Annotated in this window: 10 protein-coding genes; 6 read left to right on the top strand and 4 right to left on the bottom strand. The window is 67.0% G+C overall.

The genetic code is table 11. The features are described 5' to 3' along the window. The first annotated feature begins 7 nt into the window (after positions 1–7). Positions 8–757 (top strand): transporter substrate-binding domain-containing protein, encoded by a 750-nt coding sequence (locus AC1DHL_RS05105; RefSeq protein ID WP_478161094.1) that lies wholly within the window; start codon positions 8–10, stop codon positions 755–757. Between the two features lie 14 nt (positions 758–771). Here AC1DHL_RS05105 and AC1DHL_RS05100 read toward each other — a convergent pair whose 3' ends face one another. Continuing rightward, entirely contained in the window at positions 772–1,791 is a 1,020-nt protein-coding gene (locus AC1DHL_RS05100) for a 2-dehydropantoate 2-reductase (protein ID WP_478161092.1), read from the bottom strand. Further along, positions 1,788–4,424 (bottom strand): alanine--tRNA ligase, encoded by a 2,637-nt coding sequence (alaS, locus tag AC1DHL_RS05095; protein WP_478161090.1) that lies wholly within the window; start codon positions 4,422–4,424, stop codon positions 1,788–1,790. The genes AC1DHL_RS05100 and alaS overlap by 4 nt, the downstream gene beginning before the upstream one ends. A gap of 117 nt (positions 4,425–4,541) precedes the next feature. Here alaS and AC1DHL_RS05090 point away from each other — a divergent pair, with 117 nt between their 5' ends. Then, entirely contained in the window at positions 4,542–4,913 is a 372-nt protein-coding gene (locus AC1DHL_RS05090; RefSeq protein WP_478161088.1) for a DUF2784 domain-containing protein, read from the top strand. Positions 4,914–4,939: 26 nt separating this feature from the next. On the opposite strand, the gene AC1DHL_RS05085 is transcribed toward AC1DHL_RS05090, so the two are convergent. Next, complete coding sequence (locus AC1DHL_RS05085) at positions 4,940–9,058, bottom strand: CHASE domain-containing hybrid sensor histidine kinase/response regulator (RefSeq protein ID WP_478161086.1); 4,119 nt, start codon at positions 9,056–9,058, stop codon at positions 4,940–4,942. Then, a complete protein-coding gene (locus AC1DHL_RS05080) occupies positions 9,055–10,026 on the bottom strand; it encodes a diguanylate cyclase domain-containing protein (RefSeq protein ID WP_478161084.1) in 972 nt (323 codons plus the stop codon). The genes AC1DHL_RS05085 and AC1DHL_RS05080 overlap by 4 nt, the downstream gene beginning before the upstream one ends. A 197-nt stretch (positions 10,027–10,223) precedes the next feature. Between AC1DHL_RS05080 and AC1DHL_RS05075 the strand changes: the two genes are divergently transcribed. From AC1DHL_RS05075 to AC1DHL_RS05060, 4 genes are read left to right on the top strand one after another with little or no spacing between them, the layout of a single operon-like run. After that, the gene (locus AC1DHL_RS05075; protein WP_478101496.1) at positions 10,224–11,345 is read left to right on the top strand and encodes a sugar ABC transporter substrate-binding protein; all 1,122 of its coding nucleotides are present in this window, start codon (positions 10,224–10,226) and stop codon (positions 11,343–11,345) included. Positions 11,346–11,376: 31 nt separating this feature from the next. Beyond that, a complete protein-coding gene (locus AC1DHL_RS05070) occupies positions 11,377–12,897 on the top strand; it encodes a sugar ABC transporter ATP-binding protein (RefSeq protein WP_478161082.1) in 1,521 nt (506 codons plus the stop codon). Then, entirely contained in the window at positions 12,897–13,880 is a 984-nt protein-coding gene (locus AC1DHL_RS05065) for an ABC transporter permease (protein ID WP_478161080.1), read from the top strand. Before AC1DHL_RS05070 ends, AC1DHL_RS05065 begins: the two co-directional genes overlap by 1 nt. A 10-nt stretch (positions 13,881–13,890) precedes the next feature. Continuing rightward, positions 13,891–14,859 carry an ABC transporter permease gene (locus AC1DHL_RS05060; RefSeq protein ID WP_478161078.1) on the top strand — a complete coding sequence of 323 codons (969 nt, stop codon included), beginning with the start codon at positions 13,891–13,893 and terminating at the stop codon, positions 14,857–14,859. Positions 14,860–14,866: the final 7 nt, after the last annotated feature.

Genomic DNA, 14,866 nt, shown 5'->3' with positions numbered 1-14,866 from the left:
TCCCGAAATGAGCACCACCCTCCCCACGGCCGTGGTTTCGGCCTTCGCACCCACCGGCGCGCTGCGCGCCTCGATCAATCTCGGCAACCCCATCCTCGCGAACCGGGATGCCGCCACCGTGGAGCCGGTCGGCGTCTCCATCGATCTCGCCCGCGAGTTCGCGCGGCGACTCGGGGTTGCGGCAGAACTCGTGGTCTTCGAAAAAGCCGCCGCTTCGGTCGACGCGGTGCGCAACGAACAGGCGGACATCGGCTTCTTCGCGATCGATCCGCTGCGCAGCGAAGGCATGCAGTTCACCGCGCCCTATGTGCTGATCGAAGGGAGCTATCTCGTTTCGGCAGCCTCGCCGGTCATGCGCAACGAAGAGGTCGACCGCGACACGCACCGTATCGCCGTCGGCGCCGGCAGTGCCTACGACCTCTTCCTCACGCGCGAGATCAAGCAGGCTCAGATCGTGCGCGTCCAGGGCGCCAAGGGCGTCATGGAAAGTCTTCACGCCGGCCAGGCCGACGTGGCGGCCGGCATCCGGCAAGTGCTCGAAGCCGAAGCCGGGCGCGTTCCGGGCCTTCGTCTCCTGCCAGGCCGTTTCATGGTGATCCAGCAGGCGATGGGCACGCCCGCGTCGCGCGGCGCCGAAGCGGGTGCAGCGCTCGCGGCGTTCGTCGAAGAGATGAAAGCCAGTGGCTTCGTGGCCGACGCGCTCGCGCGTCATGGCATTCAAGGCGCCAGCGTCGCGCCAGCAGGCCGGGCGGTCTAGAAGCGGCCTCGGGCCTACAAGCCCAACTCTGTGACCAACTGCCGCGCCGCCCAGCGCTCCTTGCGCTCGGGCCAGGCTTCGAGCAACTCGACCATCTTCGCGTTGCGCGGCGCCTTCGAGCCATTCGCCTCGGCGAGCCGCACCACCTCGCCGCACAGCGCGTCGATCTCGGTGCGGCGGCCCAGCGCCAGATCGTCCGCCATGCTCGAACGCGCCTTGCGGTCGATGCGCAACATGCGTGCCGCAACGATGCGAAAGACCGGCGTCGGCAGCCGCAGGATGCCCGGCAACTTGGCAGCCGGCACGGCCGCGAGCTGCGCCGGCTGTATGCCGGCCATGGCGAGTTCGGCCAGCGCCTCGTCCATCAGCGCGGCAAGGCAGCGGCGATAGCCGCGTTGCAGCAGTTCGTCTCGCAAGGGCAGGCCCGACAGCGCATTGATCGGATTGTTCAGGTTGAGCAGCAGCTTGCCCCATTGGATCGGCTGCAGATCGGCATGCAGGTCGATCGGGACACCCGCTTGCTCGAACACCGCCACCCAGCGCCGAAGCGTCGGATCGTCCTTCGCCGCCAACCGGCCGACCGTGCCGCGATGGAAAGCGCCGGGTCCGATTTCCGCGACGTTGTAGGGGACCATCGCCGGCAGGATGTTGAGCCTCGGCGCCGCCTCTGACGCCACGGCTGCATTCGAGATGCCGTTCTGCAGCGAAAGTACCGCCGTGTTTGCCGGCAGCCTTGCGGCGAGTTCGGCGGCGGCCTCGGCGGTCGCGCCACTCTTCACGGTCAGGAGCACCAGCCCCGGACGAATGCCGGGCGGCACCGCTTCCGCGAGCCGGATCATGCCGGGCGCGACGTGTTTGCTGATGCCGTCCAGATCGGTCAGCGTGATGCCGCGCGACGACAACGATCCCAGCACGCGAGGCCGCCCGACGAACGCGACGCGCACGCCAGCCGCCGCCAGACTGCCCCCGATGAAACATCCGATCGTCCCGGCCCCCATCACGAGGACGTCGACCGGCAGTTCCTCGCCGTTCATCCCTTGGCTTGCAGGCGCTCGGCCACCCAGCCCTGCACCGACTTCAGCGCCGCCGGAACGCCGGCAGCATCGGTCCCGCCGGCCATCGCCATGTCGGGCTTGCCGCCGCCCTTGCCGCCGACCTGCTGTGCGACGAAGTTGACGAGATCACCGGCCTTGAGCTTGGCCATCGTGTCGGCCGTGACGCCGGCCGCGATCTGCACCTTGGCGCCATCCACGGCGGCGAGCACGATGGCAGCCGTCTTGAGCTTGTCCTTGAGCTTGTCCATGGTGTCGCGCAGGGTCTTGGCATCGGCGCCGTCGAGCTTGGCCGCGAGCACCTTGATGCCGTTGACGTCGACCGCCTGGGCCAGCAGCTCGTCGCCCTTTGACGACGCGAGCTTGCCCTTGAGCGAGCCGACTTCGCGCTCCAATGCACGCACCTGTTCAAGCACCTGCGCGAGGCGCGCCTGCAGCTCCGAGGCCGGCGTCTTCAGCGTCGCCGCCGCGCTGTGGACGGTGGCTTCGAGCTGCTGCAGATAGGCCAGCGCGTTGGCACCGGTCACGGCCTCGATGCGCCGGACGCCGGCAGCCACGCCGCCTTCGCTCACGATCTTGAACAGGCCGATGTCGCCGGTGCGCGAAACGTGCGTGCCGCCGCAGAGTTCGCGGCTGCTGCCGATGTCGAGCACGCGAACCGTTTCGCCGTACTTCTCGCCGAAGAGCATCACGGCGCCGGTCTCCTGGGCCGACTCCATGTCCATCAGGCGGGCCTGCGTCGCCTCGTTGGCGAGGATCTCGGCGTTCACGCGTCGTTCGATCTCGACGATCTGCCCGGCCGTCACCGGTGCGTTGTGCGCGAAGTCGAAGCGCGTCTTGTCGGCGTCGACCAGCGAGCCCTTCTGCTGCACATGGCCACCGAGCACTTCGCGCAAGGCCTTGTGCATCAGGTGCGTGACACTGTGGTTGCGCATGGTGGATGCACGGCGCTCGGTGTCGACGCGCGCCGTGACGGTGTCGCCGACCTTGAGCGAGCCCTGCGTCTGCGCACCATGGTGGCCGTACACGTCGGCCTTGATCTTCTGCGTGTCGTCGACGCCGAACTGCACGCCCTCGGCGACGAGCACGCCCTGGTCGCCGACCTGGCCGCCGCTCTCGGAATAAAAAGGCGTGGTGTCGAGGACAACGATGCCGGGCTGGCCTTCATTCAGTTGCTGGACCGGCGCGCCTTCGAAATACAGCGCGACGACGGTGGCCTTTTCTTCGAGATGCTCGTAGCCGGTGAAGGCGTTGCCCGCGCCTGTGTATTCGACGGCACGCTCCATCTTGAACTTGCCCGCCGCGCGGCCTGCCGCCTTCTGCTTTTCCATGGCGGCGTTGAAACCGGCCTCATCGACCGCCACACCGCGCTCGCGGCACACGTCGGCCGAGAGATCGAGCGGGAAGCCGTAGGTGTCGTGCAGCTTGAAAGCCACTTCGCCCGGCAGCACCTTGGCACCATCGGCCAATGCTGCATCGAGAATTTCCATGCCGTTTGCGAGGGTCTCGAAGAAGCGCTCTTCCTCGGCCTTCAACGTATCGGTGATGCGCTTTTCGTCGGCGCGCAGCTTGGGGTAGGCATCGCCCATCAACGCCACGAGGTCGGGCACCAGCTTGTGGAAGAACGGTTTCTTCTGGCCGAGTTTGTAGCCGTGGCGGATCGCGCGGCGCACGATGCGGCGCTGCACGTAGCCGCGCCCTTCGTTCGACGGGATCACGCCGTCGGCCACCAGGAATGCGGTCGCGCGGATGTGGTCGGCGATCACGCGCAGGCTCTTGTTGCCGAGATCCTTCTCGCCGGTCTCGCGCGACGCGGCCTTGATGAGCGCGTCGAAGAGATCGATCTCGTAGTTGCTGTGCACGTGCTGCAGGATCGCTGCGAGGCGCTCCAGCCCCATGCCGGTGTCGACGCAGGGCGCCGGCAGCGGCTTGACGCTGCCGTCCGGCTGCATGTCGAACTGCATGAACACGTTGTTCCAGATCTCGATGTAGCGGTCACCGTCCTCGTCGGGGCTGCCGGGCGGGCCGCCGGCGACCCCGGGGCCGTGGTCGTAGAAGATCTCGCTGCACGGGCCGCAGGGGCCGGTGTCGGCCATCATCCAGAAGTTATCGGACATGTAGCGGCCGCCCTTGTTGTCGCCGATGCGCACGACGCGTTCGGGCGGCAGGCCGATTTCCTGGGTCCAGATGTCGTAGGCCTCGTTGTCCTCGATGTAGACGGTGGCCCAGAGCTTCTCGGCCGGCAGCTTGTAGACCTCGGTGAGCAGTTCGAACGCCCACTTGAGCGACTCGCGCTTGAAGTAGTCGCCGAAGCTCCAGTTGCCCAGCATCTCGAAGAAGGTGTGATGGCGTGCGGTGTAGCCGACGTTCTCGAGGTCGTTGTGCTTGCCGCCGGCCCGCAGGCAGGCCTGGACGGACGCGGCGCGCACGTAGGGGCGCTTGTCGGTGCCGAGGAACACGTCCTTGAACTGCACCATGCCGGAGTTGGTGAACATCAGGGTCGGATCGTTGCCCGGCACCAGCGAACTGGAGGGCACCACGGTATGGCCCTTGGTCGCGAAGAAATCGAGGAACGACTTGCGGATGTCGGCGACGCTGAAGGTGGGCTGGCTCATCTTGGGTTTAGGCTTGTGGCGAAGGCGGCCGGTTGCGGGCAGCCCCTGCATCGAACCCACCTAACTGCTTGATCTGCTTGAACATTCGATTATAGGTTTGGGGAAGAATCTCACCGCATGCGTGACCGCATCCTGGCCGACGCCCTGCTCCTGCTGCACGGCCTCTTCATCGTGTTCGTCCTGGCGGGCGGCGCGCTGGTCTGGCGCCTGCCCCGACTGGCCTGGCTGCACCTGCCGGCGGTGGCCTGGGCCGCGTGGGTGGAATGGACCGGATGGATCTGCCCGCTGACGCCGCTGGAAAATGCATTCCGGCACGCGGCCGGCGAGGCCGGCTACGAGGGCGGCTTCGTCGAGCATTACCTGCTGGGCCTGATCTACCCGGATACGCTCACACGCGGCATGCAGATCGGATTGGGCGTGGGAGTGGTCCTGCTCAACCTCACGGTGTATGCGCTGCTGATTCGCGCACGGCGTCGGAAACGTGGCTGATGCCAGAGCGACACCGCCGCGGCCGGCTACGCGAATGCCGCGCCGCGCAGGATCTCGACGGCGCGCTTGAACTGAAGCGCCCTGATCGCGCCGTCCAGTTCCGCGAAGCGTTCATGCCCGATCGCGCCGCGCAGCGAGGGGCCGACTTCCTCGAACCAGGACATGGCCGAAAGATCCTGCCGTCCCAAGGCGTCGATCAGCAGCGCAAGACCTTCCGGATCGACGGGTGGGTCGGCCTCTCCGCTGGAATCTGCATCCGCCGCCGTGTCCGCCTCCAGATAGGGCTGCGCCGATACGCTGAGCCTGCGCAGTGCAGCGTTCAGGTCACGCAACGCCTGCTCGGCACGGCCGGTGTCGCCGGCTTTCAAGGCCGCCTCGCCGGCACCGGCCGACTGTCGCACGCCCTCGATGCCGACCAGCCCGGCACTCCCCTGGAGCTTGTGCAGCCGTGCCGCCAGCGCTGCGGCCCCGTCACCGACCGGCAGGGCGACATCCTCGCCAGCCAGGTCCCCGAACTCCCTCAGCAAGCCCCGAAGGACACTGAGCAGGAGCGGTCGATCGCCTCCCAGCCGGCGGAACGCATCCGCCGCATCGACGCCATCGATCGCCGGCCAATCCGGCGGCAACGGCGTGAGGACCGGCGCCTCATGCATCGTCGACACCCGTCTGCCCTTGGCCCGCTCCGCGCAGCGGCGCACCGTGCGCACCAGCAGCTCGACATCGAAGGGCTTGCCGATGAAATCGTTCATGCCGGCTTCCAGTGCGCGGTCGCGCTCGGCGATCAGGGCGCTCGCCGTCAGCGCGATCACCGGCAATGCCCGGAGGCCGAGTTCGCCGCGGATCCTGCGCGTGGCCTCGTTGCCGTCGAGGACCGGCATGTGGACGTCCATCAGCACCGCATCGAAGCCCTGCGGCTCGACGCGCAGCCGTTCGACCGCCTCGCGGCCGTCCGACGCAACACCGACCTGGGCGCCCTCGCGTTCGAGGATGTGCTGGCACACCTCCAGGTTCACGGGGCTGTCGTCCACCACGAGGATGCGCATCCCCGAAAGCCGCCGCCCAGGCGAATCGCCGCTGAGCACCACCGGCGACACGTCACCTTCGCTGACGATATCCAGCGGCAGGACGACCCAGAACTCGCTGCCCTCGCCCGGCGTGCTGTCGACGCCGAATTCGCCGCCCATCAGCTCGGTCAGTTGCTTGACGATCGACAGCCCGAGCCCGGTGCCGCCGAAGCGCCGCGTCGTCGACGTGTCGGCCTGCGTGAACGGCATGAACAGGCGCTCCAGAACCTCGGGCTCGATGCCGATGCCCGTGTCCACGACGGCAAGGCGCAGGCGCACACGATTTTGCAGTTGGTTCTGAACATGCGCGGTCAGCCGCACCGAACCCTGCGCGGTGAACTTCACCGCATTGCTCAGCAGGTTCACCAGGATCTGTCGGATGCGCGTCACGTCGCCGCGCAGGCGCGGCGGCAGATCGGCGCCGGCGTCCAACCGCAACGTGATCCCCTTGTTGCCGGTGTCCACCACGGTCATCGCGATCACGTCGTCGAGCAGCGCGCGCAGGCCGAACTCGGCTTCGTCGAGCACCATTCCGCCCGCCTCGATCTTCGAGATGTCGAGGATGTCGTTGATGACGCCCAGGAGCGCATTGCCTGCCGTGTCGATCTTCTGCAGGAAGTCGCGCTGCCGGTCGTCCAGCGCGGTCTGCCGCAGCAGGTAGGCCAGCCCGACGACGGTGTTGAGCGGCGAGCGGATCTCGTGGCTCATGTTGGCCAGGAACTCGCTCTTGGCCTTGCTCGCCGACTCGGCCTGCGCGCTGCGCTCGTTCAGTTCCAGGTTCAGGCTCTCGAGCTGGTCCTGCGCCTCCCGCATGTCGCTGACATCCACAGCCACGGTGATGAAGCCCTGCACGACACCCTTCTCGTCGCGATCGGGGACGAAGTGCAGCCAATAGTGGAGCGTCGAGCCGTCGCTCATGTTGCGGGTGCGCATCACGCGCTGGTCCTTGCCGGCAAGCACAGCCCGGACATAGGGCTCGTTGATGCGGAAGATCTCCGGCCCGAGCATTTCCTGGAAGGTGATGCCGATCATCTGCTCCGCCGTGCGCCCGAGCCATCGCAGATGGGCGCTGTTGGCAAAGGTGCAGTGCAGGTCGGGCGACCAATATGCGACGACGCCGGGGATGTTGTCGGTCACGATGCGCATGAAGCGCTCGTTCTTGCGCGTTCTTTCTTCAGCGGCCTTGCGCTCCGACAGGTCTGTCGCAATGGCGATGAAGCCGATCACCGTGCCCGCGGCATCGCGCAGCGGGCTCACGTTCAGGTGCACGAGCACCCGGCTGCCGTCCTTGCGGACGTAGGTCCACTCCCTCGGCTGCGCCCGGCCGGTGCCCGCCGCCGGCGCGAAGACTTCGCACACGTCGAGCGGACGGCCCAGCTCGGTGGTGAGCGCCATGGAACGCCCGTGGATTTCGAAGGCATCGTGGAAACTGTTCATCTCCATCCGGTCCACCACCTCGGCGGCGGAGTAGCCCAGCAAGGCCTCCGCGGCAGGATTGAACAGCGTCACCATGCCATGGACATCGGTCGCGATGATGGCGCTCGCCGCACCTTCGAGGATGGCGCGCTCGCGCGTCGACAGCGCCGCGAGTTGCGCGGTGCGCTCGAGCACCTGCTGTTCGAGCGTCGCGTTCAGTTCGAGGATGTGCGCCTTGCTCGCCTTCTCGTGCGTGATGTCGCGCACCGTTTCGGCCGCTCCGATCACGCGGCCGCTCGCCGAGCGGATCGGCGCGGCCGCCACCGACACGGCGACGGGAGAGCCGTCGCGATGCCGCCGGAAGGTCTCGAACGCGGCGACCGATTTGCCATCGGCGATATGCCGCAGCAGCGTCTCTTCTTCTCCCACGTGGTCCGGTGGCAGCAACAAGGCCTGCACGCGCTGCCCGAGGGCTTCCTCGATGCTGTAGCCGAAGATCTTGGTCGCGCCGGCATTCCAGTCGGTGATCGTTCCGTCGGGGCGCAGGCCGATGACGGCGTCGTTCGAGCTGGTCACGATGGCCGCGAGCCGCGATTGCTGCTCCCCGGCTTGCGCCTTGCGGCGCCTGTTCGACTGCTCGATGAAAGTCAGCAGCGCCAGAAGGACTGCCAGCATCGCGCCGATCAGGAAAACGATCCACGGGCTGCGCAGGTTCAGTGCTTTGTCGAACGGCGGCTGGGCGTTCACCTCCACCATCCAGGTCCGCCCGTAGAGTTGCAGTGGCAGCGCACGCTTGAGCGCATCGGGCGGGGCGCTCGCCTGGCCCGGCGACACGAAGAAGCGATCCGGCGTGCTGCCGGGTGTCGTGTCGACCAGCGCCATCGCGAACTCGCCGTCCTGGAAGTCGAGCCCCTTCAACACTTCGTCGATCAGCAGTGGCGCGTAGACCCAGCCGATCACCTCGTCGGGCCCGCCGCGCGCGGCAGCCGAGCGACGTTGGCGCTGCTGGAGTTTTCTGAGTTGCGCCTCGGCCCGGAAAACCGGCAGGAGCAGCGCGACCGAACGCTGGCCCCGGGGCGCCGGCTGCGCCTGCACCAGGGAGATCGGCGCGGTCACCGTGGTCTCGCCGGTCCGCATGGCGCGCTCCGCGGCCGCGCGTCGATGGGGCTCCGACGCGATGTCGAGCCCGATCGCAGGACTGGACGCTTCCAAGGGTTCGAGATACTGGATGACAAAACGCTCGCCGTCATTCGCACCCAGTTGGCGCACCTGGAAGTCCGGCTTGCCGTCGAGCCGCGCCGCGGCGACGAATGCAGCCTCCTGCGCGACCGGCACGCGGCGGATGAACCCGAAGCCACCCGCGCCGGGAAAATCGCGCCCGATATCGCGCGAAGCAATGGCCTGGGCAAAGCGCAGCCGCGTGATGCCGCCTTCGCCGCCGGCCGCAATGACAGCGCCCCGCACACCCAGCAGGCCTGTTTCGTAGGCATGCATGCGCGAGTTCACCTGCTCGACCGCCCGCCGCGACAGCACATCGAAGCGTTCCTGCGACAGCGTCTCGTTGTAGTTCGCCTGCCACAGCGCGGCACCCGCCGCACCACAAAGGCCGACGGCCAGCCAGATCAGCGATCGGGCGGACTGCCGAAGGCCCACGGTGAAGCTCAATCCATCTCTGCGCCGGGCTGCGGCGCGGCCTCCGGTGCCTTCAGGCCGGCCTGTGCGCGCCCTGCCCTCGCCGCCGTTTCGAGCGCGGCGCCGGCTGCGCTCGCCAGTGCTTCCGCTGGCGAGCCGCCTGCTGCCGACAGTGCGCTGCGTGCGGAAGCATCGAGGCACGTCACGCCGGCGCTGCACGTCACGTGTCGAGACACGGCGGAGCCCTGGTGGCTGATGTCCAGCGTTTCAACGGCGCGCAATGCGCGATTCGCGACGTGCAGCGCGTCGTCGGCATTCGTGTCGGGCAGAACCAGCGCGAAACGTTCACGCTCCAGCCTGGCGGCGAAGTCGCCCGGACGGCGGGTGCTGCGCCGCAATGCATCCCCGACCGCCGCGAGACAGGCGTCCGCCGCCTTGCGGTCGTACAGGGCTTCGAAGGATTGGAAGAAATCGACTTCGATCAGCACGACCGAAATATCCTGCCCCGCCTCCCCGGCCCGGGAAATTTCTCGTGCCAAGGTCTCGGCGTAGGCACGATCGTTGGCCAGTCCCGTGAGCCCGTCGATCCGCGACAGCCTGCGCAGGTCGTCGGAAAGTCGCTTCAGCTTGAGTTGCGTGTTGACCCTCGCGAGCACCTGTTGCGCATTGAAGGGCTTGCGGATGAAGTCGACGGCGCCCATTTCAAGCACGGCCACTTCGAGCTCGGACTCCTGATGGCTGCTCACGAAGATCACCGGCACTTCGGCCAGTGACGGATCGGCCTTCAGCGCTTCGCACACCTGCAGGCCGCTCATGTCGCCCATCTGCGCGTCGAGCAGGATCAGGTCCGGCGTCGCCTCCTTGCTGAGTTGCAGCGCATCGGTGCCGCTGGTCGCGAATCGGACCGTCGAGTAGTCCGAAAGCATCCGGCTCAGAACCTGGATGACGGAAGGATCGTCATCGACGAGAAGCAAGCTCGCTTCGACAGGAAGTTTCTTCATCGCCGAATTTTGCCGCACCTGCAAGCAAAGGTTACGTCGCGCGGTGCAAGGGTATGTCCCAAGCGGGCCCCGACGCAACGAATTCGTATGATGATCGTGCAACCCGCTCACCGGAAGGCGGGCAGGTGTGCGCGGCGTAGTTTTGCCTGTGGCCGGTCCCGCGCAACCGGGCCTCTATCCAACAACAGGAGACGGCAATGACTTTTCGCACTGGCATCGTCGCCGCGGCTGCGGCATTGGTTGCATCTTCCGCCCTCGCGGCCGGCCCCTCGGTCGTCAGCGGGCCCGGCGAAAACCCGGCGTGCTTCAAGCCATGGGACGCCAACACGAAGTACTTCCAGTGGCCCGCCAAGAAAGGGCCGTATCGCATTGCCCTTGCCAACGGCTTCGTGGGCAACACGTGGCGCATCCAGATGATCAAGATGGCGAAGGCTTATGCGGCCACGCCGGAGATGAAATCGCAGATCAAGGAATTCAAGATCGTTTCCACAGGCACCGACGTGGCGGCGCAGATCGCGGCCATCGACAACTTCATCAACTCCGGCTACGACGCGATCGTGACGATCGCGGTCAACCCGACGGCTTTCGCGCCGGTCATCAAGCGTGCCAATGCCGCCGGCGTGGTGGTCGTGCCCTTCGACAACGTGCTCGACAGCGACCAGGTGATGATGGTCAACGAAGACCAACTCGCCATGGGCCAGCAGTCCGGCGAGTGGGTGGTGAAGAACATCCCGAGCAAGAGCGGCAAGCTGCTGGAGGTCCGCGGCGTGCCGGGCAATTCGGTGGACCGTGACCGTCACCTGGGTTTCCGCAAGGTGGTCGAGGCGCCGGGCAACAAGTTCGAAGTGGTCGAGGTGGTGGGCAACTGGGACGACGGTACGGCGCAGAAGGCCGTGGCCGACGCGGTCGCGGTGCACAAGAACTTCGATGGCATGTTCGTGCAGGGCGGATCCACCGGTGCGGTGCGTGCCCTGATCGACGCGAAGCACAAGATGATTCCGGTGGCGGGCGAGGCCGAGAACGGCTTCCGCAAGCTGTGCGTGGAGCACGCCAAGGAAGGGCTGGTCTGCGCCTCGCTCGGGCAGTCTCCGGGCCTGGTGGCCATTTCGATGAAGGCGGCCGTGTCGGCCCTGCAAGGCAAGGTGATGCCGCAGATGATCTCGGTACCGATCCCGATGGCGTCGCACCCGAACTTCAAGGCCGGCGAGAACTACTTCCCCGACCTGACGGACAACTTCTTCACGACCAACGATTTCCCGCCCTGCGATGTGAACCTCAAGGCGACGGACATCATGTCGAAGGACGAGAAGAACAACTGACGCGACTGACCACCGGTCTGGCGGCTCCGCCTTGGAACCGATCCTTCGCCTGATCGACGTCTCGAAGCGCTACGGCGGCGTGCGTGCGCTGGAGCATGCGAGCTTCGCCTGCGCGCCGGGACGCATTCATGCGGTGCTCGGCGAGAACGGTGCGGGCAAGTCGACGCTCATCAAGATGATGGCCGGCGTGGTGCAGCCCGACGAGGGCCGCATCATGCTGGAAGGCGTGGAGCGCCGCTTTGCGCATCCGCAGGAAGCGGTCTCCGCCGGCATCGCCTGCATCTTCCAGGAGTTGTCGCTGATGCCCGACCTGAGCGTTGCCGACAGCATCTGCATCACCAACCCGCCACGGCGCCTGGGCCTCATCGACCGCGCCGCGCAACGGCGCATCGCCGAAGCGGCGCTGGCGCGCACGGGCGCGGAGGACATCCATCCGCTCGCCCCGGTCGAGAGCCTGACGCTGTCGCGGCGGCAGATGGTCGAGATCGCCAAGGCGCTGGCGCGCGACCCGAAGATCCTGATCCTCGACGAAGCGACCTCGGCGCTCACGGCCGCGGACGTCCGGCGGGTCTTCTCGCTGCTCAAGCGACTGCGCAGCGAAGGCCTGGCGATCGTCTACATCTCGCACCGGATGAACGAGATCACCGAACTGGCGGACGACTGTTCGGTGTTTCGCAACGGCAGCCATGTCGCCACCTTCGAGGCCGGCACGCGCAGCAATGCGGAGACGATCGAGATGATGATCGGCCGCGACATCGAGCACGCCTTCCCGCCCAAGCCACCAGCACGCGCCGCGACCGCAACCGGCGCGCCGGCCCTCGAAACGCGTGGCCTCACGTGGAACGCGCGACTGCACGACATCGACATCGCGGTCTGGCCGGGCGAGATCGTCGGTCTCGGCGGACTCGACGGACAAGGCCAGCGTGAGCTCTTCCTGGCCCTGTTCGGCGTGCTGCGCGGCGTGAGCGGTGAAGTCCTGCTGAGCGGCAAGCCGGTGCAGGTGCGCGACCCCAGGCAAGCCAAGAGCGCCGACTTCGGCATCGCGCTGGTGCCGGAGGATCGCAAGACCGATGGCCTGATGCTGCCGATGTCGGTGAACGACAACCTGAGCCTGGCCGCGCTCGACCGGCTCAGCCGCACCGGCGTCCTGCTGCCGGCCGAGGAAGCCAAGGCCGTTGCCGGCATCGTCCGGCGCCTGTCGATCAAGGTCGCGGACACCGGCGATGCCGTCGGCACGCTCTCGGGCGGCAACCAGCAGAAGGTGGTGATCGGCAAGTGGTTGATCAACGCCCCGCGCATCCTGCTGCTGAGCGACCCGACGCGCGGCATCGACGTCGGCACCAAGCAGGAGATGTACACGCTGATCCGCAACCTCGCCGACGAGGGCGCCGCGGTGATCCTCTACTCCACCGACTACGCCGAGTTGATCGGCTGCTGCGACCGCGTGGCGGTCTTCTTCGACGGCCGCATCGTGCGCTGGCTGGCCGGTGCCGAACTCACCGAACGGGCGCTGGTGTCGAGCGCCCTGAACCTCGAAGCGGCAGAAGCGTGATGCGTCCTGACTGGCACTTTCATCTGCGCGAACACCGCGCCACCTTCGCAACCGTGGCGATGTTCATCGTGATCTTCGCGCTGTACATCACCAAGCATCCGGTCGGTTGGAACGCGGCGGTCCTGACGACGGCGGCGAACAAGGGCGTGCTGCTCGCCATCGTCGCCATGGCGCAGACGCTGCCGGTGCTGACGGCCGGCATCGATCTCTCGGTCGGCATGGTGTTCGTGCTGGCCAACTGCATGGCGTCGCATCTGGTGGTCGGAACGCCGTTGCAGGCCGGGCTGGGCATCGTCGCGGTGCTGGCGACCGGTGCACTGTGCGGCTTCATCAACGGCGTGATCATCGTGTACGGGCGCTTGCAGCCGATCATCACGACGCTGGCTACCGGCATCGTCTACTTCGGTCTCGCGCTGGGCCTGCGTCCGGTGCCGGGCGGCGATGTGCAGGCGGATCTGGCCGACGCATTGACCGGTGCGTTGCCCGGTGGCATCCCGACCATGCTGATCGTGCTCGTCGGCATCGTGTGGGTGATCTGGGTGCCATACCGGCGCTCCGAGACCGGCCGCGCAGCGATGGCGATCGGATCCTCGGAGACGGCGAGCTACATGTCGGGCGTGGCGATCGGGCGCACGAAGATCATCACCTACACGCTCGCGAGCCTGCTGGCGGCCATTGCGGGCCTGCTGCTGACCTTCGTGACCTATTCGGGCGAGGCCTCGTCGGCCATCGGCGGCGTCTACACGCTGAACTCGATCGCGGCCGTCGTCATCGGCGGCACGGTGCTCTCGGGCGGCGCCGGCAGCGCGATCGGCTCGATCTTCGGCGCCTTCGTCCTGCGCACCATCGGCGATCTTCTCTTCGTCTTCGACCTGGAGCCGCTCTGGCAGCCGCTGTTCCAGGGCGTCATCCTGCTGACCGCGGTGAGCTTCGGATCGATCCGCCTGCTCAAGGTCAACAACCGACTCGAACTTTTCAAATGAGCATGAAGCCATGACGACTTTGGCGTTGCGTCTGAAGCGGTCGGGGCATCTCCCCGTGCTGGCGGGCGCCTTGTGCACCGTCGCGCTGCTGTTGATCGGCAGCCTCTATTCGAAGAACTTCCTGTCGCTCGACTACCTGTTGCTGCAATTGCAGATCGCTTCCTTTCTCGGCGTCATCGCGACCGGCGCGATGCTGGTCATCCTGTTGGGCGGCATCGATCTTTCGGTGCCGTGGCTGGTCACGGCGGGCGGCATGATGTCGGCCGCCGCTGCGGGCTGGTGGGGTGGCGCCGGCAGCGCGCTGGCCATCCCCTTCGGCATCCTGTGCGGCGCCGCGCTCGGGCTGCTCAATGGCATCGGCGTGGCTTACCTGCGCGTGCCGTCGATGATCTTCACGCTGGGGATCAACGCAGTGGCGCAAGGCCTGATCGTGGTGCAGACCGGCGGCTTCGCGCCGCAGGACCGCGCGACGCCCGCGATGCACCTGATCGCCACCGGCCGTTCGCTGCTCGGCGTGCCCAATGCGCTGCTGGTGTGGATCGTCGTCGGCGGGGCCACGATGTTCATGCTCCATCGGACGACACTGGGCCGCGCGATCTATGCCGTCGGCAATCGCGAGCGCGCCGCATACCTCTCGGGCATCGACACGCGTCGCGTCACGCTGCTGTGCTTCGTGATCGCGGGAGCGTGCTCGGCGGCGGCCGGCGTGCTGCTGACCGGCTACTCGACCAAGGCCTACCAGGCCATGGGCGACGCCTACCAGCTTCCGGCCATCGCCGCCGTGGTGCTGGGCGGCACGAACATCCTCGGCGGCCAGGGCTCGTACCTCGGCACCGTGGTCGGCGTCATACTCATCACTTTGCTGCAATCCATTCTGTCGGTGATGCAGATCCCGGAGATGGGCCGCCAGGTCACCTATGGTGTGGTGATCATCGCGATGCTGCTGGTGTACGGCCGCGGCCGGCGGCAGTCCAACTGAAACGACA

Source organism: Variovorax sp. 10L426, from assembly GCF_056395305.1.
The sequence above is the reverse complement of the archived record's forward strand: the minus strand, read 5'-3'. Positions and strand labels throughout refer to the sequence as shown.

Coding starts and splice junctions, on each gene's coding strand:
- alaS (WP_478161090.1), bottom strand. CDS start 4,424: ATGAGCCAGCCCACCTTCAGCGTCGCCGACATCCGCAAGTCGTTCCTC.
- AC1DHL_RS05075 (WP_478101496.1), top strand. CDS start 10,224: ATGACTTTTCGCACTGGCATCGTCGCCGCGGCTGCGGCATTGGTTGCA.
- AC1DHL_RS05065 (WP_478161080.1), top strand. CDS start 12,897: ATGCGTCCTGACTGGCACTTTCATCTGCGCGAACACCGCGCCACCTTC.
- AC1DHL_RS05100 (WP_478161092.1), bottom strand. CDS start 1,791: ATGAACGGCGAGGAACTGCCGGTCGACGTCCTCGTGATGGGGGCCGGG.
- AC1DHL_RS05060 (WP_478161078.1), top strand. CDS start 13,891: ATGACGACTTTGGCGTTGCGTCTGAAGCGGTCGGGGCATCTCCCCGTG.
- AC1DHL_RS05090 (WP_478161088.1), top strand. CDS start 4,542: ATGCGTGACCGCATCCTGGCCGACGCCCTGCTCCTGCTGCACGGCCTC.
- AC1DHL_RS05105 (WP_478161094.1), top strand. CDS start 8: ATGAGCACCACCCTCCCCACGGCCGTGGTTTCGGCCTTCGCACCCACC.
- AC1DHL_RS05080 (WP_478161084.1), bottom strand. CDS start 10,026: ATGAAGAAACTTCCTGTCGAAGCGAGCTTGCTTCTCGTCGATGACGAT.